25 protein-coding genes are annotated in these 22796 nt (G+C 64.7%); 14 read left to right on the top strand and 11 right to left on the bottom strand.

Features of this window, described 5'->3' with window-relative positions:
• Nucleotides 1-2: 2 nt before the first annotated feature.
• The 5 genes from ACS13N_RS01780 (at nt 3) to ACS13N_RS01760 (ending at nt 3853) form a co-directional block, all read left to right on the top strand.
• Entirely contained in the window at nt 3-551 is a 549-nt protein-coding gene (locus tag ACS13N_RS01780) for a methylated-DNA--[protein]-cysteine S-methyltransferase (RefSeq protein WP_438930077.1), read from the top strand.
• Nucleotides 552-631: 80 nt separating this feature from the next.
• Complete coding sequence (locus ACS13N_RS01775) at nt 632-1549, top strand: DMT family transporter (RefSeq protein ID WP_438930076.1); 918 nt, start codon at nt 632-634, stop codon at nt 1547-1549.
• Nucleotides 1550-1653: 104 nt separating this feature from the next.
• A complete protein-coding gene (locus ACS13N_RS01770; RefSeq protein WP_438930619.1) occupies nt 1654-2034 on the top strand; it encodes a cytochrome b in 381 nt (126 codons plus the stop codon).
• The gene (locus ACS13N_RS01765) at nt 1935-2162 is read left to right on the top strand and encodes a cytochrome b (protein WP_438930590.1); all 228 of its coding nucleotides are present in this window, start codon (nt 1935-1937) and stop codon (nt 2160-2162) included. Before ACS13N_RS01770 ends, ACS13N_RS01765 begins: the two co-directional genes overlap by 100 nt.
• Nucleotides 2163-2524: 362 nt before the next feature.
• Nucleotides 2525-3853 (top strand): HipA N-terminal domain-containing protein, encoded by a 1329-nt coding sequence (locus ACS13N_RS01760; protein ID WP_438930075.1) that lies wholly within the window; start codon nt 2525-2527, stop codon nt 3851-3853.
• Nucleotides 3854-3881: 28 nt separating this feature from the next.
• Here ACS13N_RS01760 and ACS13N_RS01755 read toward each other — a convergent pair whose 3' ends face one another.
• On the bottom strand, nt 3882-4154 hold the full coding sequence (locus ACS13N_RS01755; protein WP_438930074.1) for a hypothetical protein: 273 nt from the start codon (nt 4152-4154) through the stop codon (nt 3882-3884).
• Between the two features lie 211 nt (nt 4155-4365).
• Here ACS13N_RS01755 and ACS13N_RS01750 point away from each other — a divergent pair, with 211 nt between their 5' ends.
• Both ACS13N_RS01750 and ACS13N_RS01745 read left to right on the top strand, forming a co-directional pair.
• The gene (locus ACS13N_RS01750) at nt 4366-5793 is read left to right on the top strand and encodes a M20 family metallopeptidase (protein ID WP_438930073.1); all 1428 of its coding nucleotides are present in this window, start codon (nt 4366-4368) and stop codon (nt 5791-5793) included.
• A gap of 77 nt (nt 5794-5870) precedes the next feature.
• Nucleotides 5871-6683, top strand: coding sequence for a transporter substrate-binding domain-containing protein (locus tag ACS13N_RS01745; RefSeq protein ID WP_438930072.1), 813 nt, complete (start codon nt 5871-5873; stop codon nt 6681-6683).
• A 21-nt stretch (nt 6684-6704) separates the two neighbouring features.
• On the opposite strand, the gene tet is transcribed toward ACS13N_RS01745, so the two are convergent.
• Nucleotides 6705-7886, bottom strand: coding sequence for a Tet(A)/Tet(B)/Tet(C) family tetracycline efflux MFS transporter (tet, locus tag ACS13N_RS01740; RefSeq protein ID WP_438930071.1), 1182 nt, complete (start codon nt 7884-7886; stop codon nt 6705-6707).
• Between the two features lie 131 nt (nt 7887-8017).
• Nucleotides 8018-8824: a hypothetical protein gene (locus ACS13N_RS01735; protein WP_438930070.1), complete on the bottom strand. Its 807-nt coding sequence runs from the start codon at nt 8822-8824 to the stop codon at nt 8018-8020.
• A gap of 408 nt (nt 8825-9232) precedes the next feature.
• Here ACS13N_RS01735 and ACS13N_RS01730 point away from each other — a divergent pair, with 408 nt between their 5' ends.
• The 5 genes from ACS13N_RS01730 to ACS13N_RS01710 all read left to right on the top strand — a co-directional run bounded on the left by ACS13N_RS01730 (nt 9233) and on the right by ACS13N_RS01710 (nt 14017).
• The gene (locus tag ACS13N_RS01730; protein ID WP_438930069.1) at nt 9233-9511 is read left to right on the top strand and encodes a hypothetical protein; all 279 of its coding nucleotides are present in this window, start codon (nt 9233-9235) and stop codon (nt 9509-9511) included.
• Between the two features lie 332 nt (nt 9512-9843).
• Nucleotides 9844-11046: an HD-GYP domain-containing protein gene (locus ACS13N_RS01725; protein WP_438930068.1), complete on the top strand. Its 1203-nt coding sequence runs from the start codon at nt 9844-9846 to the stop codon at nt 11044-11046.
• Nucleotides 11028-12587: an ABC transporter permease/substrate-binding protein gene (locus ACS13N_RS01720; RefSeq protein WP_438930067.1), complete on the top strand. Its 1560-nt coding sequence runs from the start codon at nt 11028-11030 to the stop codon at nt 12585-12587. The genes ACS13N_RS01725 and ACS13N_RS01720 overlap by 19 nt, the downstream gene beginning before the upstream one ends.
• Before the next feature lie 63 nt (nt 12588-12650).
• The gene (locus ACS13N_RS01715) at nt 12651-13418 is read left to right on the top strand and encodes a sulfite exporter TauE/SafE family protein (protein WP_438930066.1); all 768 of its coding nucleotides are present in this window, start codon (nt 12651-12653) and stop codon (nt 13416-13418) included.
• 161 nt (nt 13419-13579) lie between these two features.
• Nucleotides 13580-14017, top strand: coding sequence for a hypothetical protein (locus ACS13N_RS01710; protein WP_438930065.1), 438 nt, complete (start codon nt 13580-13582; stop codon nt 14015-14017).
• A 72-nt stretch (nt 14018-14089) separates the two neighbouring features.
• Here ACS13N_RS01710 and ACS13N_RS01705 read toward each other — a convergent pair whose 3' ends face one another.
• Complete coding sequence (locus tag ACS13N_RS01705) at nt 14090-15490, bottom strand: GntP family permease (RefSeq protein ID WP_438930064.1); 1401 nt, start codon at nt 15488-15490, stop codon at nt 14090-14092.
• A 149-nt stretch (nt 15491-15639) separates the two neighbouring features.
• Nucleotides 15640-15966: a hypothetical protein gene (locus ACS13N_RS01700; RefSeq protein WP_438930063.1), complete on the bottom strand. Its 327-nt coding sequence runs from the start codon at nt 15964-15966 to the stop codon at nt 15640-15642.
• A 175-nt stretch (nt 15967-16141) separates the two neighbouring features.
• Between ACS13N_RS01700 and ACS13N_RS01695 the strand changes: the two genes are divergently transcribed.
• Nucleotides 16142-17482 carry an MFS transporter gene (locus ACS13N_RS01695; protein WP_438930062.1) on the top strand — a complete coding sequence of 447 codons (1341 nt, stop codon included), beginning with the start codon at nt 16142-16144 and terminating at the stop codon, nt 17480-17482.
• Nucleotides 17483-17519: 37 nt separating this feature from the next.
• Here the strand turns inward: ACS13N_RS01695 and ACS13N_RS01690 are convergent, their stop codons facing one another.
• Nucleotides 17520-18272 (bottom strand): oxidoreductase, encoded by a 753-nt coding sequence (locus ACS13N_RS01690; RefSeq protein ID WP_438930061.1) that lies wholly within the window; start codon nt 18270-18272, stop codon nt 17520-17522.
• A 312-nt stretch (nt 18273-18584) separates the two neighbouring features.
• On the opposite strand from ACS13N_RS01690, the gene ACS13N_RS01685 reads away from it, so the two are divergent.
• Nucleotides 18585-18869, top strand: coding sequence for an HU family DNA-binding protein (locus ACS13N_RS01685; RefSeq protein WP_003272088.1), 285 nt, complete (start codon nt 18585-18587; stop codon nt 18867-18869).
• A 93-nt stretch (nt 18870-18962) separates the two neighbouring features.
• On the opposite strand, the gene ACS13N_RS01680 is transcribed toward ACS13N_RS01685, so the two are convergent.
• Genes ACS13N_RS01680 through ACS13N_RS01660 form a run of 5 tightly spaced genes read right to left on the bottom strand, consistent with a single transcriptional unit; the run spans nt 18963 to nt 22747 of the window.
• The gene (locus ACS13N_RS01680) at nt 18963-19541 is read right to left on the bottom strand and encodes a HutD/Ves family protein (RefSeq protein ID WP_438930060.1); all 579 of its coding nucleotides are present in this window, start codon (nt 19539-19541) and stop codon (nt 18963-18965) included.
• Nucleotides 19538-20491 carry a formimidoylglutamase gene (hutG, locus tag ACS13N_RS01675; protein WP_438930589.1) on the bottom strand — a complete coding sequence of 318 codons (954 nt, stop codon included), beginning with the start codon at nt 20489-20491 and terminating at the stop codon, nt 19538-19540. Before hutG ends, ACS13N_RS01680 begins: the two co-directional genes overlap by 4 nt.
• A 2-nt stretch (nt 20492-20493) precedes the next feature.
• Complete coding sequence (locus ACS13N_RS01670) at nt 20494-21294, bottom strand: amino acid ABC transporter ATP-binding protein (RefSeq protein ID WP_438930059.1); 801 nt, start codon at nt 21292-21294, stop codon at nt 20494-20496.
• The gene (locus ACS13N_RS01665; RefSeq protein WP_438930058.1) at nt 21291-21959 is read right to left on the bottom strand and encodes an amino acid ABC transporter permease; all 669 of its coding nucleotides are present in this window, start codon (nt 21957-21959) and stop codon (nt 21291-21293) included. Before ACS13N_RS01665 ends, ACS13N_RS01670 begins: the two co-directional genes overlap by 4 nt.
• A 32-nt stretch (nt 21960-21991) precedes the next feature.
• Nucleotides 21992-22747: a glutamine ABC transporter substrate-binding protein gene (locus tag ACS13N_RS01660; RefSeq protein WP_438930057.1), complete on the bottom strand. Its 756-nt coding sequence runs from the start codon at nt 22745-22747 to the stop codon at nt 21992-21994.
• Nucleotides 22748-22796 lie beyond the last annotated feature (49 nt).

The following is a 22796-nucleotide window of genomic DNA, read 5'->3' as shown; positions in this document are numbered from 1 at the left end:
CCATGTACCGCCACACCTTCCCCTGCCCACTCGGCGATCTGCTATTGACCGCCACCGGCACACATCTGACCGGCGCATTCTTCACCGGCCAGAAGACGATTCCCGTGAACGCTGCGCACATGGCACCGGGCGCTGACTTATCGATCATCCGTGAAGCGCAGGTCCAGTTCGAGGCGTACTTTGCCGGCAAGCTGCACGTCTTCGATCTACCGATGGCACCTGCCGGCACCCCGTTCCAGCAGGATGTCTGGCGCCTGCTGTGCAACATCGCCTTCGGCCAGCGCAGCACCTACGGCCAGATCACCGCACAGCTGGGTCTCACGCGCGAACACGCACGCGCCGTGGGCACGGCCGTGGGACGCAACCCGATCTCGATCGCCATCCCCTGCCATCGCGTGGTAGGGGCCGACGGCGCACTCACCGGGTATGCCGGTGGCCTGCCTCGCAAGGCCGCGTTGCTGCGGCTCGAGGGCCATCCCGCACAGGTGGGCGAACGGCTGCCGATGCCTGACGACAACCGCCAAGGCACGCTGGATCTGGCATCAGCATGAAACGTTGGAAGCGCGGACAATGGCGTCCGCAACGTTCCCCCACCCGGTTTCACACCCAACAACGATAACGAGACAACCTAATGCGCCGCTCCGATGTGCTGGAACTCCTGACGCTTGCTGCCCTCTGGGGCGGCTCCTTCCTGTTCATGCGTGTGGCCGCGCCGCAGTTCGGACCGGTTGCGCTGATCGCACTGCGCGTGGCCATCGCCTCGTGCTTCCTGGTGCCGGTGCTGACCTGGCGTGGGGGCCTGGGCGTGCTGCGTGCGCACTGGCCGCATCTGCTGGCGGTGGGGGTACTGAACTCGGCCATTCCATTCTGCCTGTTCGCCTATGCGGAGCTGACGCTCACGGCCGGCTTTACGTCGGTACTGAACGCAGCAGCGCCGCTGTTCGCGGCCATCGTCGCGTTTGCGTGGCTGGGCGAGCGCATCTCGTCGCTGCGCGTGCTGGGGCTGGCCATTGGCTTTGTCGGCGTGATCGTACTGGTGGGTGGGTCGTCCGCCATCGATGCCACGCAGGGCGGCGTGGCGGTGGCCGCAGCGCTATCGGCCACCGTGCTGTATGGCGTGGCCAGCACTTACACCAAGCGCTTCCTGACCGGTGTGCCTCCACTGGCGGTCGCCACCGGCAGCCAATTGGCGGCCACCATCGTGCTGGCACCGCTGGCGGTGTGGCTGTGGCCCGCGCAAACGCCCACCGGCAGCGTGTGGCTGCACGTGATTGCCCTGGGCATTGCCTGCACGGGCATCGCCTACATCCTGTTCTTCCGCCTGGTAGCCCACGTGGGGCCAACGCGCGCGGTGTCGGTCACCTTCCTGATCCCGGTGTTTGGCGTGCTGTGGGGCATCCTGTTCCTCGGTGAGCAACTCACGCTCAACATGGTGCTGGGCTGCACGGTGATCCTGCTCGGCACGTCGCTGTCGACCGGCGTGCTGGCACCGGGCAAAAAAGCGAGTACCGCCAACGAGAAGGATTCGCTTTCGCGTTCGGGCCGCTGATGCTGTTCTTTTTGTGAAATCTCGCCCGCCCAGCCGGGCGAGATCAATCTGTTTGACCGGCGGGTGCGGTAGGGTGACGTTTCCTCACTAGAGAAGACATCATCATGTCCCCCTCCCCGGAGCGCTACGCCCGCCCCTCCGTCGTCCTGCACTGGCTGATGTTCCTGCTGTTCGCGGGTGCGCTGGCCACCATCGAGTACAAGGGCACGCTGCCCAAGGGCTCTGCCGGCCGCGCGCTGTTCACTTCTATCCACATGATGCTGGGACAGGCCATCCTGCTCTTCGCGTGCGTGCGCGTCTGGGCGCGCTGGCGCTACGCCGCGCCGGCGGACATCGGTGCAACCTGGCAGATCGCCGGCGCCAAACTGGTGCATTGGGTGTTGCCATGCCCATCAGCGGCATCCTGTTCGTGCAGGCCGCCGGCAAGGACGTCGCCTTCCTCACGTGGACGCTACCCCGATTTGTGGCAGAAAACCCCGATTTGAAGTCAGCACTTAAATCAGCCCACGAATTTATTGGCAACGCGGTGTATTTCATTGTCGGCCTTCACATTGCGGGGGCGCTTTGGCACCAATTCGCGCAACGCGACAATTTGCTGACACGAATGCGATAAATCCTCGCTTTGCAATAAATACCTTGCCATTCCGACGTCATTGAAACTTATTCCATGGCGTCAGCAAAGGCTCTGCAGCTTGAATTCAAAAATTATAATAACTGAAATAAACGCTGAAAATATCGACTTTCGCGCACTCGATCTTAACGATCCGATAATCCGACTTCAGAAAACTGCATCACCGAAATCGGGTTTTCCGATTGTTGTGTAGATTTTCTTTGCTATGCTCGGGCCTCGGTCGAAGAGGGGCGTGCAAGGGAATTGCGCAATCGCATTTGCGCATCGGCAATTCCCAATGACTGGCGGATCCTCCGCTATATGGCCGACCTCGCACGCTCCAGTCAAACACGTTGGATACGCGCATGCTGGACGTCTACCTGAACAAGCATCTGATCGGTCAACTGTCGTGCGACCGCAGCGGTTGGGCGTTCGAATACGACCCGCGGTGGCGGATCTCGCCGCAAGGCTTTGACCTGAGCCCACATCTGCCGCGCACCGCAGGCAACATTGCCGATACGGCGAAAGCCCAGCCGGTGCGCCACTTCTTCGAATACCTGCTGCCCGAGTCGGCGCGCGTTGCCCCCAAGGCCGCTGCAGCCGCGCTGGAGCATCTCGCACAAGCCGCACCGCATCTGGATGGCCCGCTGGCGCTTGTACCCACCGGCTTCAAGCCGTGCAGCGGCCGCGCGGACGGCCTCTCCGAACGCGATCTCGTCCTGCAGTTCCAGCAAAGCGTTGGGCGCCCGCGCCAACCCACGCCGTTGCGAGTGGCCGAGCCGCGCGCGCACTACGGCGTGACAGCCGCGCCGAAATCCAGCGAGATCAGCCTGCCCTTCCTCGCCTCCAACGGCTTGCCGGTGTCGATGTGGCTGGGCCGCTTTGCCGCGCCGGCCAATGCCGCGCAGTCAAGCCACTTCGTGCGGCTGGACCTGGGCGAAGGCAGCAACCTGCCGTACGCCACCATCAATCACTGCTGGGCCACGCTGCTCGGCCGCAGCATCGGGCTGGAAACGCCTTTCCTCGGCCTGCGCCAGTTTCCGGAAACTGCTGCCGTCGTGCAGCGCCTGGATCGCACCCTGCGCTGCAAGAGCGACGACACCGCGCTCGTGCAGGCGCGTTACGTCGTCTCTGCCGTGCAATTGCTCGGGCTTTCACCCGAGCATCGCTTCCTGCCGATCACCGTCGAGCAGGTTGCACAATGCGCGCGCATGTGCGCTGACCCGACGGCCGCCACGGCTTCGCTGTTCCGCTGGATGGTGTTCTGCCTGCTGATCGGTGGGCGCAACGCCTCGGCCGGAACGCTGCATTTCCACATCGGTCCGGATGGCGTCCGTCTGGCTGCGCACGACCACCTGTTCTGCGCCGCCGTCTACGCCAACGAGTGGGATGCCGATGCGTTGTCGCTCGACGGCGAACGCGCGCCCGACGCACAAGCCCGCTACGACGCCATCGACCAGGATGCCCTGCTGGCACTGGCCGACCACCTCGGCTACGACGCCGCGCAGGCCCGCCGCGAACTGCTGCGCCTGATCAGCATGCTCGCACCGCAGTCGTCGTTCGTGGCGACGCACCTGTCGCAGGCACTGGGGCACTCACCCACGCGCGCGGCGGAGATCGACTTTCTCGCACGCATCCATCGTCACGTGTCGGAAACGGCGCGGCGGCTCGGTGGGAAAGCGGCGGAAATCTGAACCGGCATTGGCCCAATCGGCCAGTCGGCTATAGAACGGCGAGGCTGATCGTGCCGTAACGGGCGTACCCGTGTGCGGCCAGCGTGTCCATCGCCTCGGCCTCTGCGCGAGCGAAGGTCAACGCCAGAGCATCGGGGCTGCCGGCCCCGGCAGCAAATGCCTGATAGGCCTCGTAGGCGTCGCGCGGCGATACACCGCTGCGCTCAAGCACCCGCTGCGCGGCTTCCAATGCCGCGCGAATCGCCGTCTCGCCGGGCGGGGCATCGCGAAACGCAAGCTGTAGACAGGACGTCGGATTCATCCGCGTTTCGATCTCTGGAACGGCACACCCAACCCAGTCTAGGAAAACGCCTATCGAGTGCCAAGCGTGACGGCCGTCACAGGCGTATGGTTGTCAGCCTGTCGAGCTGGGGATACCCCGGGTGTGCACGACGGCATGCCCCTGCATAATCGAATCGATTGACAAAGCAACGACTTTGCCCACAACGACACGAGCCAATAAGGAGAAGCCCATGACCCACCGCCAGAAGCGCCTGAAGCGGACTGCCCTCGCCTGGTTGATGGCCGGCACCGTACTGCCGGCCTTTGCACAGATTCCGTTCAGCCCCGGCGGCAGCTCATCCGCACCGGCACAGGCGGCGGTTGCTGCGGGTGGCGGGATCGACGTGGCGCAGATCAAACCGGCGGTGGATGCCGCGGTCAATGCCGAATACGGCCAGCTCGACTCGCTCTACAAAGACATCCACGCGCACCCGGAACTGGCCTTCCAGGAAACGCGCACGGCCACCAAGCTGGCCGAAGAGATGCGCAAAATCGGCTTTGACGTGACGGAGCACGTCGGCAAGACCGGCGTGGTGGCGGTCTACCGCAACGGTGCGGGCCCGACGATCCTGGTGCGCACCGAACTTGACGCGCTGCCGATGGAAGAGAAAACCGGCCTGCCCTACGCCAGCCACGTGCATACGAAGTGGCGCGGCGAAGACGTGGGCGTGGCGCACAGCTGCGGGCACGACCTGCACATGGCGTCGTGGGTGGGCACGGCCAAGACGCTGGTGTCGCTCAAGGACCGCTGGCACGGCACGCTGGTGTTCGTAGCGCAGCCGGCCGAGGAAACCGTATCCGGCGCGCAGAGCATGATCGACGACGGCTTCTTCAAGCGTTTCCCGAAGCCGGACTACGCGTTTGCGCTGCATACCGGCCCCGGGCCGTACGGTTCGATCGTCTTCAACAGCGGGCCGATCACGTCCAACTCCGATGGGCTGGAGATCACCTTCAAGGGCCGCGGCGGCCACGGCTCCGCACCCGACAAGACCATTGACCCGGTGATGATGGCCGCGCGCTTCGTGGTCGATCTGCAAAGCGTGATCAGCCGTGAGAAAGACCCGCAGGAATTCGGCGTGGTCAGCATCGGCGCGATCCAGGGTGGCAGCGCGGAGAACATCATCCCCGACAGCGTGCTGCTGCGCGGGACGATCCGCTCGTACAAGCCGGCGGTGCGCCAGAAGATGCTCGACGGCATCCGCCGCACGGCCCGCGCCGTCACCGAGATGTCGGGCGCGCCGGACGCCGAGATCAAGATCACCGAGGGCGGCAAGGCCGTCAACAACGACCCGGCCGTGGTCGCGCGCACCGAGGCGATGTTCAAGACCGCCTTCGGTAACGACCGCGTGCTGCGTGTGCCGCCCATCACCGCCAGCGAAGATTTCTCGGCGTTTGTTGACGCGGGCATCCCGTCGATGTTCTTCTTCATCGGCGTGAACGAGCCGCAGACGTTCTTTGCCTCGCTCAAGCCGGGTGCCAAGCCGCTGCCGACCAATCACTCGCCGCTGTTTGCGCCAGTGCCGGAGCCGTCCATCAAGACGGGGGTGACGGCGATGTCGCTGGCGGTGCTCAATGCGCTGCAGTGGAACAAGACGGCAGGACCTTCGGCCGGACAATAATCGGCTGACGGCTGGCCCATGGGGCGCGGCGCTACGGCAGCCGCGCCTTTTTGCTTTTCTTTCCGATAGGGACACTCATGCTTAACCGCTTCATCCGCACCAGCGCATTCGTGCTGTGCGCCGCCTTGGCTGTGCCTGCCCTGGCCCAAACCACGCAAACCACCAACCGCCTGGACGAGATCATCGCCCGCGGCACGCTGCGCGTGGGCACCACGGGTGACTACAAGCCCTTCAGCTACAAGAACCCCGCCGACGGCCACTTCATCGGCCTGGACGTGGAGATGGGCGAGCAACTGGCCAAAGCGCTGGGCGTGAAGCTGGAAGTGGTGCCAACCACGTGGTCGACGCTGATGCAGGACTTTGCGGCCGACCGCTACGACGTCGCCATGAGCGGTGTATCGGTGACCCTCGATCGCCAGAAGAAGGCGTTCTACTCGATCCCATATCAGCGCGACGGCAAGACGCCGATCACGCGCTGCGAGAACCAGGCCAAGTACCAGACGCTGGCGCAGATCGACCAGCCGAACGTGCGTGCCATCGTCAACCCCGGCGGCACCAACGAGAAGTTCGCGCGCGCCAATCTGAAGCAGGCGCAGATCCGCGTGTATCCGGACAACGTGACGATCTTCAACGAGATCGTTGCCGGCCGCGCCGACCTGATGATGACCGACGCGGTGGAAACCAAGCTGCAGCAGAAGCTGCACCCGGAGCTGTGCGCCGTGCACCCGGAAGCGCCGTTCGATTTCTCGGAGAAGGCCTACCTGCTGCCGCGCGACGTGGTGTTCAAGAACTTCGTCGACCAGTGGTTGCGGCAGAGCATGGAAAGCGGTGAGTTTGCCAAGCGCTTTGATGCATGGCTGGCGTATCCGTGGAACGTGCCCGCCAAGTAGGCCCCCATCGGCCCTGGCGCGCTATGCCTCAACGGCGCGCCGGGCCGCACGCTGCATCAGCGCGATCAGGCAGAAGCCATTGAGCACGGCACCCAGCAGCCAGACCGAGCCGGACCAGAATTGTGCGGTGGCCGCATAGACAGCGGTGGCCGCCAGCGGCCCGATCATGGCGGCAACACTCGCCATGCTGGCCAAGGCGCCCTGCAGCTCGCCCTGCTCGTCTTCACTCACCTGGCGCGACAGCATCGCCTGCAGCGCGGGCATGCCGATCTCGGCCATGCACAGCAGCACCATGGTCGGATAGACCATCCAGCCCGCGCTGATCCACGCCATGGCCGCAAAGCCGGCTATGTCCATCATCACACTCAACACCACGGCGCGGCGCTCGCCCACTGCGCGCGCGATCGGCCCGGTCAGGAACGCCTGCGACAGCGCGTGCATCAGCCCGTAGGCCGCCAACGACAAGCCAGCCGCACGCGTGTCCCAGCCGAAGCGCGCTTCACCGTGGATCACCCACAGCGTCTGCGGAATCTGCCCGACGATCTCGATGATGGCCAGCACGATCAGGAACGGCAGCAGTGTGGGCACGCGCGCCACGCGCAGCAGCGACCGCACCGGCAGCAGCGTGCGCCAGGCAAACGGCGCGCGCTCGGCACGGCGCGATTCTGGCAACGCCACACACGCGATCAGGAAATTGACGCCGTTGAGCACCGCCGCCAGCAGAAACGGCGCGCGCAGCCACCAGTCTCCCAGCAGACCGCCCAGCGCGGGGCCGGCAATGAAGCCCAAGCCAAAACACGCATTCATCAGCCCGTAGCGGCGTGCGCGGTCAGCCGGCGCGGTGATGTCGGCGATATAGGCCGTCCCAACGGCGTAGTTGGCCCCGGTGATGCCAGCCACCACGCGGCCCAGGTAGAGCACCCAGGCATGCGGCGACAGCGCCATCACGAGGTAGTCGATCGCCGCGCCTGCCAATGACACCAGCAGCACCGGCCGGCGCCCGAACCGGTCGGCCAGCGCCCCGAGGATCGGCGCGAACAGGAACTGCATGGCCGCATAGGCGGCGATCAGCAGACCAAATTCAAATGCGATGTCGCCGGTGTGATCGAGCTCGCGCAGCAGGCTCGGCAGGATAGGCATGATGAGCCCGACACCCATGGCATCGAGCGCCAACGTGGAAAGAATGACGGCAAAGGCAGGCATGCGAACGCGCCGCAGGCCCAGGCGGGCGGCAGCGCATGAAGACGGAAAGTCGCGATGATGCGCCCAAGCGCGGGCGCTGTGCGGCGGCTGCGCAAGGCAAGCGCAAGCTTGCCGGCAGGGTCAGCGGTGGTTCAGTGCAGGTTGGCGGGGGCGCCGTGCTGCAGGGCGAGCGCGTCGCGCAGCAAGGCATCGGTCATATCGCGGCCCAGCAGTGCAGGATCGAAGCGCGCCGAGAAACGCGTCGAGCACGACTCCACCTGCAGCACGACCTGGCCCGGCGGCAGCAGTTCGATGTCGACATGAATGTCCTCGTCGTCTTCGGTAAAGGAATGCAGCAGGGTGAGCGCACGATAGCCGTCGGCACGCTCCACCGCGGCCTCCGTCCAGGACGGTGCCAACAGCGCGCAATCGACCAGGGTTTCGGGCTCTTCAGGGCGATACAGATGCAGGCCCATCATGGTCGATGCGGCATCGGCCACGCTCGACCATTCAGCGGCGGGAATCAGATCGCCCAGCAGGCGGACGTCGTCGACGGCAGCCTCGGTCTGCACGAAGGCAGCGCCCAGGAAGAACGCCGTCTCGTCACGAAAACCGCCTGCCACGGTGTTGCGCCACAGGCGGTGGCTGCTCTTGCTGCCCAGCGCCACCTGCGACAACACTTTGGCCGCGCGCGCGCCATCGACACCCGACCATTGCTCCACCGCGCCATGCGAGAACAGGCGATCGGCCATCACCAGGCATACGCCTTCGGGCAGCACGCGTGCCTCCAGCCATCGGGCGAGCACGTGCACGCCACCGAACGGCATCTCCGGGCGACCGACCGCATGCGCGCGCACGCGGCCGTTTTCCGGCACGTGGAACGGCATGGCAAACAGCCTCGCCTGATAAGCGACGCCGTCGATCTCGAAACGGGCGATGGAAGCAGTGGTGATGGTCATGATGGTCTTCCTTGCAGCAGGGGCGGAAAGCGTCGCCCGCACCTGCTTCAACGACCGTTCGCGTGGAATGTTTAGTGGCAGACCGCCCTACTGGGGGGAGGGGGAATCCCCAGGTCTGTAATGCAACGCAACAATCTGTCGCACCGTTGACCGGAATTTTTTCTCGGGTAGGACCGTCTGATGTTCGCATTAGGGTTATCCCGCATCGCATATTCATGTGTCATATCAATGACTTATGTGCAGATTGCGGTGCTTGAGGGGTCACAATTGTTCGTGTTTTTTGAACAAAGAGTTTAAGAGAACTGCTTTTTTACCGCTCAAGCAACGACTAAGCTTATGCCATCGCGTTACTGCACTGCAGCGAATCTGCCCTGTAGCAATGCTCACCCCCCTGTTGTGGAGTCCATCATGAAGACCAAGAACCTGCTTCTCGCCTCGCTGATCGCTATTGCCGCTGTACCCGCCTTCGCTGCCGGCGTGCAGGGCAAAGACCCGTACACCAATGGCCAAGCTGTGACCAAGGGCGACCCGTACACCGATGGCGCCCGCGTCGGCAAGGCTGACCCGTACACCGACGGTGGCCTGCGCAAGGCCGATCCGTACACCGATGGCCAACTGCGCAAGGCTGATCCGTACACGGACGGTGCCCTGGTCGGCAAGGCTGACCCGTTCACCGACGGCCAGTAAGCACGTCTGCATCACCCCTGATTCATCTCCCTCCCCGATGCCAGGCGCCCAAGCGGCGCCGGTGCCGGTTTGCTGAGGCGGCCCTTTCCGGCCGCCTTATTTTTTTGCATGCGCGCAGCGTCATCTTTGCTATGGCGCGCATACACACCAAGGCGTGTCTGCCGCACGGCCCCGTTTCACGCGGTCACACCCGGTATTACCGGGCTTTCCCCCCTCAAGCCGCGCCCGCTGCGTCCGATATGATGAATGGCAACCATTGGCACAGCAGCGTCCCCTTGCGCCCGCTGCATAGGACGTGCCCTGCCAAGGCATCCGATTGTCTGGACACCAACATGCGCAAGCGCATCGCCATTGAACACCTGCGGGTGGGAATGTATCTGGAGGAATTTGTCGGCTCGTGGCTGGACCACCCGTTCTGGCGGGCCCGCTTTCGCGTTGAAGATTCCGCCCAGTTGCAGCGCCTGCGCGCCAGCGGCATCCGAGAAGTCTGGATCGATACCGCACGCGGCACCGACGTGGCCGCCGCCAACGCGGCACCACCCGCACCACCCAGCCCGCCGTCCGCACAGCCTGACGCCGGCATCATGCCGCGCCCGATCACGTACGCCGAGGAAATGCGCCGTGCCGGACGCCTGATCAGCAAAGCGGAAGTTGCCGTCAAGTCCATGTTTGCGGACGCCCGCATGGGCCGCACAATCGAAGCACGTGACGCGCTGCCGCTGGTCGAGGCGATTTCCGGCTCGGTCGACCGCCACCCGAGCGCGCTGATCAGCCTCGCACGCCTGAAGACGAAAGACCGCTACACCTTCCTGCATTCCGTGGCGGTATGTGCGTTGATGGTGTCGCTTGGCCGCCAGCTCGGCCTGTCCGATGACGAGGTGCGCGACGCAGGCCTGGCCGGCCTGTTGCACGACATCGGCAAGATCGCCATTCCGCCCGAGGTGCTGAACAAGCCGGGCGCGCTCACCGCCGATGAATTCCGCACCGTGGTCGTCCACCCACAGGCCGGGCACGACATCCTGGTGGGCGACACCAACATGCGCGACATCGCGCTGGACGTCTGCCTGCACCACCACGAACGCATGGACGGCACGGGCTATCCGCACAAGCTGGCCGGCGAAGGCATCTCGCTGTTTGCGCGCATGGGCGCCATCTGCGATGTGTACGACGCAGTCACCTCCGACCGCCCCTACAAGAAAGCGTGGGAAGCCGCTTATGCGATCCAGCGCATGGTCGAATGGCGCGGCAACCATTTCGATCCGATGGTGTTCAATGCCTTCGTCAAGAGCGTGGGCATCTATCCGGTGGGCTCGCTGGTGCGGCTGCGCTCGGGGCGGCTGGCCGTGGTCATGCAACACATGCCGGACGCGTTGCTCACGCCCACGGTCAAGGTATTCTTCTCCATATCGTCGGGCACGCGGATTGCACCCGAACTCATCGACCTGGCGCACACCGGCGACCAGATCGTTTCACGAGAAGAACCCAGCGACTGGGGCCTGACCGACCTCAACGAACTTTGGATACACGGCGACTGATCTGTAGCCCCCTCTTCCGGCGTTGCCTTGTGTGGCTCACGCTGGGCTGGCTGGCGTACAGCGCGTCGGCGGTTGCAGAGCAGCCGCTACGCATCGGCTCAAAGCGCTTCACCGAGTCGTACGTGCTGGGCGAAATCCTCACGCAGACCGCCGCCGCGCACGGCCCAGCCGAACACGTACCGGGCCTGGGCAACACCGCCATCGTCTTCGCGGCGCTCAAGAACGGCAGCATCGACGTCTACCCCGATTACCTTGGCACCATCGCCGCCGAGATCCTTCACTTGCCGCAGGCGCAAGCCGCCAACCCCGACCAGGCTGCGCTGCTGGCCGACGTGAACCGTGCGCTCGCCCCGATGAGCCTGGCCGCGGGCGTGCCACTTGGCTTTGAAGACACCTACGCACTCGCCATGCGCGAGGCTGATGCCGAACGCGAGCACATCCGCACCCTCGCCGATCTGGCGACGCACCCGGCGTTGCGCCTCGGCCTGTCACACGAATTTCTCGGCCGCGCCGACGGCTGGCCGGCCATCGCCGCGCGCCACGCGCTGCCGCAACATCCAACCGGTCTCGACCATGGCGTTGCCTACGACGCGCTGCGTGCCAGGCAGGTCGACGTGATCGACATCTACTCCACCGATGCCAAGATCCGCCGTGAACACCTGCGCGTGCTGGACGACACCGCACACGTCTTCCCGCGCTACGACGCTGTGCTGCTCTATCGCAGCGACGCGGCGCAGAAACACGCTGCGCAATGGCAGGCCATCACCGCGCTCACCGGCCGCATCCAGCGCGACGACATGGTGGCGATGAACGCGGCGGTCGAGCTGGAAGGCCGATCGTTCTCGCAAGTCGCGCGCCAGTTCCTCGCTGGCCAGCACAATGCGCCAGCCGCCACGCCGGCCCGTGCGTTCTTTGCACAACTGACCGACGGCCTGTGGCGATTGACGCAACGGCACCTCACACTGGTCGGCATCTCAACGGGCGTTGCGATCGTGCTCGGCGTGCCGCTGGGTCTGGCAGCCGCGCGACGTCGGATCAAGCAGCCGATCCTCGCCGTGGTGGGCGTGCTGCAGACCATTCCGTCGCTGGCGCTGCTGGCCATGCTGATCCCGATCGTCGGGTCGATCGGCGTGGTGCCGGCGCTGATCGCGCTGGCGCTGTATGCGCTGCTGCCCATCGTGCGCAACACCATCGTCGGTCTGGAGCAGGTGCCCGATGGGCTGCGCGATGCGGCACTGGCGCTTGGCTTCACGCCCGCGCAGCGCACGCGCGTGGTGGACTTGCCGCTGGCGCTGCCGGTCATCCTGGCCGGCATCAAGACGGCGGCCGTCATCAGCGTGGGCACAGCAACCATCGCGGCGTTCATCGGCGCGGGCGGTTATGGCGAGCGCATTGCCACCGGGCTTGCGCTCAACGACAGCGCAACGCTGCTCGCAGGCGCCATCCCCGCCGCTGTCCTGGCGCTGCTTGTGCAGGGTGCGTTCGAGGTTATCGAATGGTGGCTGCGCCGGCACGGTGGGGGCGGCACCCCACTCCGGTAGCCAGCGCAAGCACGGGCGTTCCATTACCATGCGCGGTAATTTCGGCTGCCCACCTCCTCGCTCATGACCACGCTTTCGCTCTCCACCGCCCTGCTCGTTGCAGCGGCCGGCGTCTATGCCGGTGCGCAGAATGCCCTTGCGGGCGGTGGATCGTTCATCACGTTTCCGGCACTGCTGCTGGCAGGGCTCAATCCGCTGGGCGCCAACATGACCTCGACGATTGCGCTGTTCCCCAGCCAGATCACCTCGTCGATTGCCGGGCGCAAGCTGGCCGGCGGCGTGGATGCCGGCGAGCATCATCTCTCGCTCAAGCAACTCATCGTCATCAGCCTGATCGGTGGGGTGCTTGGCGCGTTGCTGCTGCTGGCGACGCCGCCGTCGTTCTTCGCCAAGCTCGTGCCGTATCTCGTGTTGTTTGCCACCAGCGTGTTTGCTTGGGGCAGCTTCCGTCGCAAGCCGCTGCACGCGGCAGCCGGCATGTCGACCACGGCATTGGCGACCGCGCAGTTTGCGATTGCCATCTACGGCGGCTACTTCGGCGGTGGGATCGGGTTTCTGATGCTGGCCGCACTCACCGTGGCGGGCCAGCAGGTGCGCATGGCGGGTGCGACCAAGAACGTGCTCGCCATGACGATGAACGCGTCGGCGGTGGCGGTGTTTGCGTTCTCGCCGCAGGTGAACTGGGCAGCGGTGCTGGCGCTGGGCATTGGCGGCATCGCGGGCGGCTTTGCTGGCGCATGGCTGCTGCATCGGCTGCCGGAAAAGGTGCTGCGCGGTTTCGTCGTTGTCGTGGGCGTCATCCTCACGGTCTGGCTGTTCATGCGCGCCTGAGCGGCGCCGCTTGACGGCGTTTGTCCGACAGCGGGTTCAGCCAAACGCTACTGTTTGCAGGGCGGCCGCTTTCCTATTGTGACGTTCGGGATGCACTGGCTGCGATGGCACGTGGTGTGCGTGTCGTGGAGTCCGCCCCGTTCACGACAAGGAGAACGAGCATGCAAGCACGCAAGATGTCGAGCCTCGCCACCATCGCCCTGGCCGCCTGCGCATGGGTTGGTGTGGCACCTGCACTGGCCCAGCAGAGGGACCACAGCGCCGTCACCGGTGTCGACAGCACGATGGAAGGCCCGCGCACGCAGGAACAGCGCGCCGCCGATGCGGCCGCCAATCCCGGCTATCACAACAACGCCATGTCCGGCGCGCAGCCCAAGGCCACGCCGGGCACGCTCAAGCAAAAGGTGCATCGCGCCCATGTGAAAACCGATAAGTGGGTCGATCAGCACATCACGCACCGCAAGGGCAAGGCAAGTGCGGAATCGTCGTCGGACCACGCCTTCTGGGCACGGCGCGCCAACCAGTGCGATTCGCTGATCGGCCAGGCGCAAGAGGTCTGCCGCCAACGCCGTTCAGAAGCAGCCGGCAGCATGCAATAGCTGTGCGCAGTGCCCATGAAAAAAAGCCGACGCATCCACGTCGGCTTTTTCTTTTCCGCGACGACTAGACAATCAGACGATGCCGGTCGCGTAGAACACCGCAATCACGAAGAACACGGCCAGCGTCTTGATGATCGTCACGCAGAACACATCGCGATACGCCTCGCGGTGCGTGAGGCCCGTGACGGCCAGCAACGTGATCACGGCGCCGTTGTGCGGCAGTGTATCCATGCCACCCGAAGCCATCGATGCCACGCGGTGCAGCACCTCCATCGGAATGCCGGTCGCCTGTGCAGCCTGCACGAACTGATCGGCCATCGCCGCCAGCGCAATGCTCATGCCGCCCGATGCGGAACCGGTGATGCCGGCCAGCGTGCTCACCGTCACGGCTTCATTGACGAGCGGGTTCGGGATCGCACGCAGCCCATCGGCCAGCACCAGAAAGCCCGGCAGCGCTGCGATCACGCCGCCAAAGCCATATTCCGATGCAGTATTCATTGCTGCCAGCAGTGCACCAGACACGGCCGCCTTGCTGCCTTCGGCGAAGCGCCCCTTCACGGCGCGGAAGCCGAACACCAGCACCACGATGATGCCAATCAGCAGCGCCGCTTCCACGGCCCAGATCGCCGTCAGCTTGTCGGCTTCCACCGTCAGCGGCTTGGGCAGGCCCGGCAGCGCAACGGTCACGACCTTGCCGTACCACGTCGGAATCCAGCGCGTGAACAACAGGTTCATCACGCCCACCAGCACCAGCGGCGACAGCGCGATCAGCGGGTGCGCGAGCGTGCCGGTCTCGACCGTTTCCGGCTCGTTCACCAGCTTGGTCAGGCCGTGGTCATAGCCGTGACCATTGCGCAGCGCCACGCGGCGGCGCCACTCCAGATAGGCCATGCCCACCACGATGATGAACAGCGCGCCGATCGTACCCAGCCACGGTGCGGCCCACGAGGTGGTGTGGAAGAACGTGGTCGGGATGATGTTCTGGATCTGCGGCGTGCCCGGCAATGAATCCATCGTGAACGAGAACGCGCCCAGCGCGATCGTGCCCGGGATCAGGCGCTTGGGGATGTTGCCCTGGCGGAACATCTCCGCCGCAAACGGGTACACCGCAAACACCACCACGAACAGCGACACGCCGCCGTACGTCAGCAGCGCGCACACCAGCACGATGGACAGCATCGCGCGCTTGGCACCCACCACGCGAATGACCGATGCGACGATCGAGCGCGAAAAGCCCGACAGCTCGATCACCTTGCCGAACACAGCACCGAGCAGGAACACCGGGAAGTACAGTTTGACGAAGCCGACCATCTTCTCCATGAAGATGCCAGAGAACACCGGCGCCACGGCGGATGGATCGGTCAGAAGCACCGCGCCCAGGGCGGCCAGCGGTGCAAACAGGATGACGCTATAGCCGCGGTAGGCGGCGAACATCAGAAATGCCAGCGCAGCCAGCACGATGATGACGGACATCGACAATCTCCTCGCATTCTTCTTTTAAGAGCGAGGGATTGTATGTCGCGATGCAGCAGATTCCGTTACGCAATCACGCGTATTGAACTGGCGGCAGAACTGGCGTTAAGCCGCACCAGGCTTACGTTTTCGTCACATTGATAGACAGATCAGTGACGATGCCCCCACCCGCCGCGCCCGCCCCAGCCCCGGCCACCCCAACCGCGATGGCAGCCCCAGCATCCGCCGCCACCGATCCATACGCTGCCAAAGACCGGCGCCGGATAGTACGCCGGGCCATAGTAGTAATAGGGGTCATACGGATACGCCGGGTACGAGGCGACCGGTGCCGGTGCAACCGCAGCCGGCGCAATCGGATTGCCATAGGCGTCGTAATACGGCGCGACCACGCAGCCGCTCAGCAAGGCGGCGGCGCATATGACCAGCGCGCCCGGCAGGATGGCGCCCAGGCGGGCGCGGTGCGAAGTCGGGTCCATGATGTGCTCCGTGAGATGCATGTGCATATGCGTTCGACAATGTTTGGCCCGTTCAATTCCAAGGACTTCTGATACTCCCCAGCCAATCGTTGCCGAATCACTTACCATGGCCGCTTCGCTGCCGCGCGGGGGAGAGATCGCGGCGCGATGCCCATAACAATTGGAGGACACATCCATGCAAGCCACCGAAGCCACGACAGCGCCCACTCCGGGCGATCGTGCAACGGCCCCGGCCATCTCCGCATCCACCCGGCGCAAGGCCATCATCGCCGCCACCATCGGCAACGGCCTCGAGTGGTTCGACTTTACGGTCTACAGCTTCTTTGCGGTCATCATCGCCCGGCTGTTCTTTCCCACCGGCAACGACTTCACCTCGTTCATGCTGACGGTTGCGACCTTCGGCGTGGGGTTCTTCATGCGGCCGGTCGGGGCGGTGGTGCTCGGCGTCTATGCCGACCGCGTGGGCCGCAAGGCAGCACTGACGCTCACCATCATGCTGATGGCGATCGGCACGGCCATCATCGGGCTGGCGCCGACGTATTCGCAGATCGGCATCGGCGCGCCGATCCTGATCGTGATCGCGCGGCTCATCCAGGGCTTCTCGGCCGGCGGTGAAGTCGGCGGTGCCACGGCCTTCCTGATCGAGTATTCGCCCGACGAGCGCCGCGGCTACTTCGCCAGCTGGCAGCAGGCGAGCCAGGGCATCTCGTTCATCCTCGGCGCGGCCATGGGCGCGATCGTTACCAACGGTCTGTCGCCCGAGCAGATCGATGCCTGGGGCTGGCGCATTCCGTTCCTGTTCGGCCTGCTGATCGGCCCGGTCGGCATGTACATCCGCTCGCACCTGCATGAGCCGCCGGCATTCGAAGAACAGAAGGCCAAGGCCGAGAAGGAATCGCGCCTCGCGCCGCTGTCGCAGGTGCTGCGCGATCATCCGCGCGAAGTGCTCGGCGGCCTGGGCGTGACCATCCTGTGGACGGTCTGCACGTACACGCTGGTGTTCTACATGCCGACGTATGCCAAGCAGCAGCTCGGCCTGCCGCTGGGCGCGACGTTCCAGTCGACGGCGCTGTGCGGGGCGATCATCTTCGTGCTGTGCCCGATCATGGGCACGGTGTCTGACCGCATCGGCCGCAAGCGCATGCTGGGGACGGTGGCACTCGTCATTGCCGCCGCTGCGTATCCGCTCTTCCACTGGTTGAACGTGAACCCGACCGTGCAGACGCTGCTGCAGGTGCAGGTGATTCTGGGTGTGCTGTTGGCCGCGTTCACGGGCCCCGCGCCGGCGGTGCTGGCCGAGCAGTTCCCGACAGCGGTGCGCTCGACCGGCCTGTCCATCTCGTACAACCTGGCAGTGACGATCTTCGGCGGCTTTGCTCCGCTGATCGTGACGTGGCTGATCGCCAGCACGGGCAGCAAGCTGGCACCGTCGTACTACGTGATGGTCGCCGCCATCATCAGCGTGTTTGCGCTGTCGCTGATGCACGATCGCACAGGCAAGCCGATCGAGAAGTAAGCCACTGAAAGTATCCGACTCGGCAACGGCCGGTGGCTCAAACCACCGGCCGTTCGTCTTTGGCAGCCAGTAGCGCGGCGTTCTCCAGCACGCGCACACCCGGCGCATCCACGCGCGCTGCGGTCACCAGCGCCGCCGCCACCGATTCCGCAGGCACCGGCCTCCACGCTTTGGGCACGGCCCATCCGATTGCGTGCGACAGATTTTGTGCAATGCGTTCGCCAAACCGGAATTCGCTGCGCTTGCCGAGCAGCAGCGACGGCCGCACGATCGTGACCGACGGAAAGCCGATCGACAGAATTTCTGCTTCCACTTCGCCCTTGCAGCGATTGTAAAAAACGCCGGAACGCGCATCGGCGCCCAGCGCGCTCACCAGCAAAAAATGGTGCGCACCCGCGGCAAACGCACGCCGTGCCAGCTCCGCCGGATATTCAACATCAACACGTCGGAATGCCGCCTGTGAACCGGCCTGGCGGATGGTCGTGCCAAGCGCGCAGATGACGATGTCGGCGGCCAGTGCGGATTGCGCTTCTGGCGCGTCGAGCCGGTCAAAATCGACCAAGCGCTCGCGCAGCCTGCCGGGCATCGCCGGCCCTGCTGTCAAGGCCCCCTGGCGCCGGACCAGCGCGGTCACGCTGCCGGCCCACGTCTGCGCAACCAGGCGGTGCACTACCGCGCGGCCCACCAATCCGTTGGCGCCGGCCACCAGCACGGCTGGTCCGCGAGGCTGCTCGGCGGCATCGCCGCTGCCCGCGAAGCCTTGTGCGACAGGCGTTTGCGAACTCGACATGATGTTCTCCCTGAGGTTTGCATGAGCTGCAAACACACAGTGTACGGCGGCTTTCGCGCCGACTTTCGGCACCGGGCCTGCGCGCTTTCGGTGCATTTCGGGTGCGGACAAGGCTGTCGGAATTGCAAACAAACCCTGTCGATATCAGGTGTTTCCCGAATGTCCTGCCCGCAAACGTAGACAGGACAAGTGTCGGTTACGAGCAACGGCCCGCAAAGCCTTGCAGGGAGGGGATGTGCAACCCTTCACAACGGTGATATAAAACGGGTCGCAGTACAACGCTGTCCAACAAACCTGATGTGGGGAACTGACATGACGACCAAATCCGAACTCGTAGCCGCCATTGCAAAAGACGCAGAACTGAGCAACGCCGCCGCCGAGCGCGCGCTGAACTCCGCGCTGGAAAACATCAAGAAGACCGTCGCCAAGGGCGGCACCATCACGCTGGTTGGCTTCGGTTCGTTCTCGTCGGGCAAGCGTGCTGCACGCACTGGCCGCAACCCGCGCACCGGCGAAGCCATCAAGATCCCGGCAACCAAGACCGTGAAGTTCACGGCTGGCAAGGGCTTCAAGGATGCCGTGAACAAGAAGAAGTAAGAGTCTTCTGCCGAGCTCCACGGAGCCGGGAGACTTGCAAGGGACCCTACGGGGTCCCTTTTCTTTTGGTCGCTTTTTTGACCGAACGCAAACTCACGCAACCGGCCAGAGCGCGACCAGATAGCCGACCGAACCCACGCGTGCGACCAGCGTATCGCTGCCGGACGGCGCATCCAGCCACACCGCCGCACCTTGCGGCACGTCAACGCCATCAAGCGACAGCACGCCGTGCACGCAATAGACCAGCCATTGCATGCGTGAATGTGTGAGCGGCAACGACCGACGCTCACCAGCGGCCAGCGCGATCGCCTCGGCGTGATGCGCCCAGGCGCAGCGGCGCGTCATCACGTTGAAGTCCGACAACGGTGCATCGAGCGTGGCGTGAATGTCCACTTCACCGGGAAAGCGCGTGGGGGCCTCGCCCGGCGCAAGCGAAACGACGTTGCCATCCGCACGATGCATCGTCAGTCGCCCACCGGCAATCACCGCTAGCGAGCGATCGATACCAGCAAAATGCGAAAACGGCCCCGCAGCGTCAACCTGCGCAGTGCTGATGCGCCAGTCGAAGGTGTCGAGCGTGGCGCCTTCGGGGGCGATGGCGATTTCGGTGGTGACACCGCCGCCGTTCTTCCACGGCATGCGACGCATCGTGTCTGCAGGAATCAGCTTCATTGGCGACGCAGCAGGTGATACGCCAGGCGTGCGGCCACACGCACGGTGCGGCGGTCCTGGTCGTATTCGGGGTTGGTCTCGGCGATGTCCGCCACACGCACCTTGCCCGTCGCGCACACATGCTGCACGAGCACTTCGAGCACCGGCAGCGTGATGCCATAGGCGGCGGGCGCAGATACGCCGGGCGCGACGGCGGCAGCCAGCACGTCCATGTCGATGGTCAGGTAGACGTGATCGACATCGGCCAGCCACGCATCCAGATCGGCCATGCGCGCATCGAGGTGGCGCTCCTGCACATCGGTGTCTTCCACGTAGTGCGCGTGCAGCGCATCGGCACGATCGAACAGCGCGGGCGTGTTGGACAAGCGGCTCACGCCCAGGCAGCAATACGTCAGATCGATACCGTGCGCGGCACAGTCTTCAGCGATCTGGTCGAAGGGTGTGCCGGAGTTGCCGGGGCGGCTCGTGCGCAGATCGAAATGCGCATCAAAGTTGACGATGGCCAGACGCCCGCGCAGGCCCTGTTTCTGCCAGTGCTTGCGCAGGCCCTGGTAGGTGCCGAACGCAACCTCGTGGCCGCCACCTAGCACCACCGGACGCGCGCCGGCATCGAGCAGATCGAAGACGGCATCACCGAGCGCGGCCTGTGCACCTTCCAGATCGCCATCATCGCAAGTGACATCCCCCGCGTCAGCGAGCACCGCAAGACCGTGCGCAGGCACGTTGGCCAACGCACGACGAATCTCACGCGGAGCCTGCGCGGCACCCGCACGACCGTGGTTGCGCAGCACGCCGGCATCGCACGCAAAGCCGAGCACGGCAGGCGCACCGGAGAGCGCCGTTGCGTAGGCGGGCCGCACGACCTGGAACAGTCGCGTAACGTCGCCGCGCTCACCTGTGTCATCACGGCCCTGCCAGATGGAAGCATCGAATGTCGTCACCTCGGTCATCGTCATGAGCGCGTGAGCACGGCTTGCAGGAACGAACGCGTACGCGCTTCCTTGGGCTCACCAAAGATGACCGACGGTGGCCCAGCTTCGACGATGCCGCCGCCGTCCATCACCACCACCACGTCGGCCACTTCGCGCGCAAAGCCCATCTCGTGCGTGACGACCAGCATCGTCATGCCTTCCTTGGCGAGCAGCTTCATCACCTGCAGCACCTCCCCGACGAGTTCGGGGTCGAGCGCAGACGTCGGCTCGTCGAACAGCATGACCTTCGGCCGCATCGCCAACGCACGGGCAATCGCCACACGCTGCTTCTGGCCGCCGGAGAGGCTCGCAGGCATCGCGTCGGCCTTGTGAGCCAGGCCCACCTTCTGCAGCAGTTCGCGCGCTTCCGCTTCCGCTTCGCTCTTCGACTTGTTGCGCAGCATGCGCGGGCCGATGGTGACGTTGTGCAGCACCGAGAGATGCGGGAACAGGTTGAACGACTGGAACACCATGCCGACCTGCTGGCGCAGGTGGTTCAGGTCGCTCTCGGGCAGCATCGTGCCGTTGTCGATCAACCGTTTGCCGCAGATATCGATGGTGCCGCCTTCCGGCACTTCCAGCCCGTTGCAGCAGCGCAGGAAGGTGCTCTTGCCCGAGCCGCTGGGGCCGATCACGACCACCACCTGCGAGGCATCCACCTCGAAGTCGATGCCCTTGAGCACCGTGTGATCGCCATACGATTTGGTGAGACCGCGGATCTGGATCATGGGTACATCCAGCGCGGATTTCAGAGTTTGCGGAGTCACGTTTGCCATGTTCATTGCACCATGCCTCCCGCACGGATGTTGCGTTCAAGGCGATGCAGCAAATAGCTGGCGGCGCTTGTAAGCACCAGGTACACCAGCGCAATCGCCAGATACACCTCCAGCGAGCGGTACGACACGCTGATGATCTTCTGCCCTTCGTGCATCAGGTCGTGAATCGTAAGCAGCGAGACCAGCGCCGAGTTCTTGATCAGCGCGATGAACTCGTTGCCCAGCGGCGGGATCATCCGCACCACGGCCTGCGGCAGGATGATCGCGCGCATCGACTGTGCCGATGACATGCCGATCGAGCGCGCCGCCTCCATCTGGCCACGATCCACCGATTGGATCGCACCACGCACGATCTCCGACACATAGGCGCCCGAATACACGCCCAGCCCCAGCACACCGCACACGAAAGCCGGCAGCAGGATGTCGAACTGCGGCAGCCCAAAGAACAGCAGGAAGAGCTGCACCAGCAGCGGCGTGCCACGAATGAACGTCACGTACACCGTGCAGATGCCGTAGATGAAGCGCCGGCGCGGGTTCAGCCGCCCGATGCCGACCAGCAAACCCAGCACGCAGCCGAGCACCAGCGCGGCGGCCGTCACCTCCACGGTGACAAGCGCACCGTGGAGGATGTCCGTCCAACCGGCCCAGACAGGAGAGAAATCCAGTTCCATATGTGAATAAACCCAGGCGTGTCCAGTCGTCGTTACTTGGCAGCAGCGCCAAACCACTTCTTGAGGATCTGGTCGTACGTGCCGTCAGCCTTGATCTTCTCGAGCGCGGCGTTCAACGCCTTGGTCAACTCGGGCTGATCGCGACGCACCGCGATGCCGTATTCCTCGGTGGTCAGCGCCGGCTCGACCAGGCGCAGGCCCGGACGCATCTTCGCGTAGTACGCGGCTGCGGGACGGCCGGTGACAGCCGCGTCGGCACGGCCGATCTCAACGAGGTTGAACATCTGCTCGTTCTTCTCGACTTCCACGCGCTCGACCTTCGGGTAGTTCTCGCGCAGGTAGTTGACCGACTTGGTGCCCACCTGCACGCTCACCTTCTTGCCATTCAGGTCAGCCGGGGCCTTGACGGCCGTGTTGCCCTGCTTGACCAGCGCTACCAGGCCGCCGTGGTAGTACGGCACCGTGAAGTCCACCACCTTCTTGCGCTCCTCGGTGATGTAGATGCCCGAGATGGCCACGTCAAAGCGGCGCGAGATCAGGCCCGGCACGAGACCCTTGAAATCGATGTCGGTCCACTCGACCGGGCGGCCCATGGTGCGGGCCAGCGCTTCGATCAGGTCCACATCAAAGCCGGTGCGCTTGCCGTTTTCGACAAATTCCATCGGCGCGAAGGTGGCATCGGTGGCCACGCGCAGCGGCTCGCCAGCGGCGTGCGCAGCGGTGGCGAAGGACGCCGCAGCGGACAACGCCACGGCACAAGCCAGCATAAAACGACGGCGATTCCCCATGAGTGGTCTCCTAATGTGCATGTGGGGTGAGAAAAACAATTCGAGCGAT

The organism is Ralstonia sp. 24A2, assembly GCF_051783885.1.
GTDB lineage: Bacteria > Pseudomonadota > Gammaproteobacteria > Burkholderiales > Burkholderiaceae > Ralstonia.
The sequence above is the reverse complement of the archived record's forward strand: the minus strand, read 5'-3'. Positions and strand labels throughout refer to the sequence as shown.

Excerpts from the sequence above, each read along its gene's own strand:
- ACS13N_RS01780 (WP_438930077.1), top strand. The coding sequence starts at position 3 with ATGTACCGCCACACCTTCCCCTGCCCACTCGGCGATCTGCTATTGACC.
- ACS13N_RS01775 (WP_438930076.1), top strand. The coding sequence starts at position 632 with ATGCGCCGCTCCGATGTGCTGGAACTCCTGACGCTTGCTGCCCTCTGG.
- ACS13N_RS01770 (WP_438930619.1), top strand. The coding sequence starts at position 1,654 with ATGTCCCCCTCCCCGGAGCGCTACGCCCGCCCCTCCGTCGTCCTGCAC.
- ACS13N_RS01765 (WP_438930590.1), top strand. The coding sequence starts at position 1,935 with ATGCCCATCAGCGGCATCCTGTTCGTGCAGGCCGCCGGCAAGGACGTC.
- ACS13N_RS01760 (WP_438930075.1), top strand. The coding sequence starts at position 2,525 with ATGCTGGACGTCTACCTGAACAAGCATCTGATCGGTCAACTGTCGTGC.
- ACS13N_RS01755 (WP_438930074.1), bottom strand. The coding sequence starts at position 4,154 with ATGAATCCGACGTCCTGTCTACAGCTTGCGTTTCGCGATGCCCCGCCC.
- ACS13N_RS01750 (WP_438930073.1), top strand. The coding sequence starts at position 4,366 with ATGACCCACCGCCAGAAGCGCCTGAAGCGGACTGCCCTCGCCTGGTTG.
- ACS13N_RS01745 (WP_438930072.1), top strand. The coding sequence starts at position 5,871 with ATGCTTAACCGCTTCATCCGCACCAGCGCATTCGTGCTGTGCGCCGCC.
- tet (WP_438930071.1), bottom strand. The coding sequence starts at position 7,886 with ATGCCTGCCTTTGCCGTCATTCTTTCCACGTTGGCGCTCGATGCCATG.
- ACS13N_RS01735 (WP_438930070.1), bottom strand. The coding sequence starts at position 8,824 with ATGACCATCACCACTGCTTCCATCGCCCGTTTCGAGATCGACGGCGTC.
- ACS13N_RS01730 (WP_438930069.1), top strand. The coding sequence starts at position 9,233 with ATGAAGACCAAGAACCTGCTTCTCGCCTCGCTGATCGCTATTGCCGCT.
- ACS13N_RS01725 (WP_438930068.1), top strand. The coding sequence starts at position 9,844 with ATGCGCAAGCGCATCGCCATTGAACACCTGCGGGTGGGAATGTATCTG.
- ACS13N_RS01715 (WP_438930066.1), top strand. The coding sequence starts at position 12,651 with ATGACCACGCTTTCGCTCTCCACCGCCCTGCTCGTTGCAGCGGCCGGC.
- ACS13N_RS01710 (WP_438930065.1), top strand. The coding sequence starts at position 13,580 with ATGCAAGCACGCAAGATGTCGAGCCTCGCCACCATCGCCCTGGCCGCC.
- ACS13N_RS01705 (WP_438930064.1), bottom strand. The coding sequence starts at position 15,490 with ATGTCCGTCATCATCGTGCTGGCTGCGCTGGCATTTCTGATGTTCGCC.
- ACS13N_RS01700 (WP_438930063.1), bottom strand. The coding sequence starts at position 15,966 with ATGGACCCGACTTCGCACCGCGCCCGCCTGGGCGCCATCCTGCCGGGC.
- ACS13N_RS01695 (WP_438930062.1), top strand. The coding sequence starts at position 16,142 with ATGCAAGCCACCGAAGCCACGACAGCGCCCACTCCGGGCGATCGTGCA.
- ACS13N_RS01690 (WP_438930061.1), bottom strand. The coding sequence starts at position 18,272 with ATGTCGAGTTCGCAAACGCCTGTCGCACAAGGCTTCGCGGGCAGCGGC.
- ACS13N_RS01685 (WP_003272088.1), top strand. The coding sequence starts at position 18,585 with ATGACGACCAAATCCGAACTCGTAGCCGCCATTGCAAAAGACGCAGAA.
- ACS13N_RS01680 (WP_438930060.1), bottom strand. The coding sequence starts at position 19,541 with ATGAAGCTGATTCCTGCAGACACGATGCGTCGCATGCCGTGGAAGAAC.
- hutG (WP_438930589.1), bottom strand. The coding sequence starts at position 20,491 with ATGACCGAGGTGACGACATTCGATGCTTCCATCTGGCAGGGCCGTGAT.
- ACS13N_RS01670 (WP_438930059.1), bottom strand. The coding sequence starts at position 21,294 with ATGAACATGGCAAACGTGACTCCGCAAACTCTGAAATCCGCGCTGGAT.
- ACS13N_RS01665 (WP_438930058.1), bottom strand. The coding sequence starts at position 21,959 with ATGGAACTGGATTTCTCTCCTGTCTGGGCCGGTTGGACGGACATCCTC.
- ACS13N_RS01660 (WP_438930057.1), bottom strand. The coding sequence starts at position 22,747 with ATGGGGAATCGCCGTCGTTTTATGCTGGCTTGTGCCGTGGCGTTGTCC.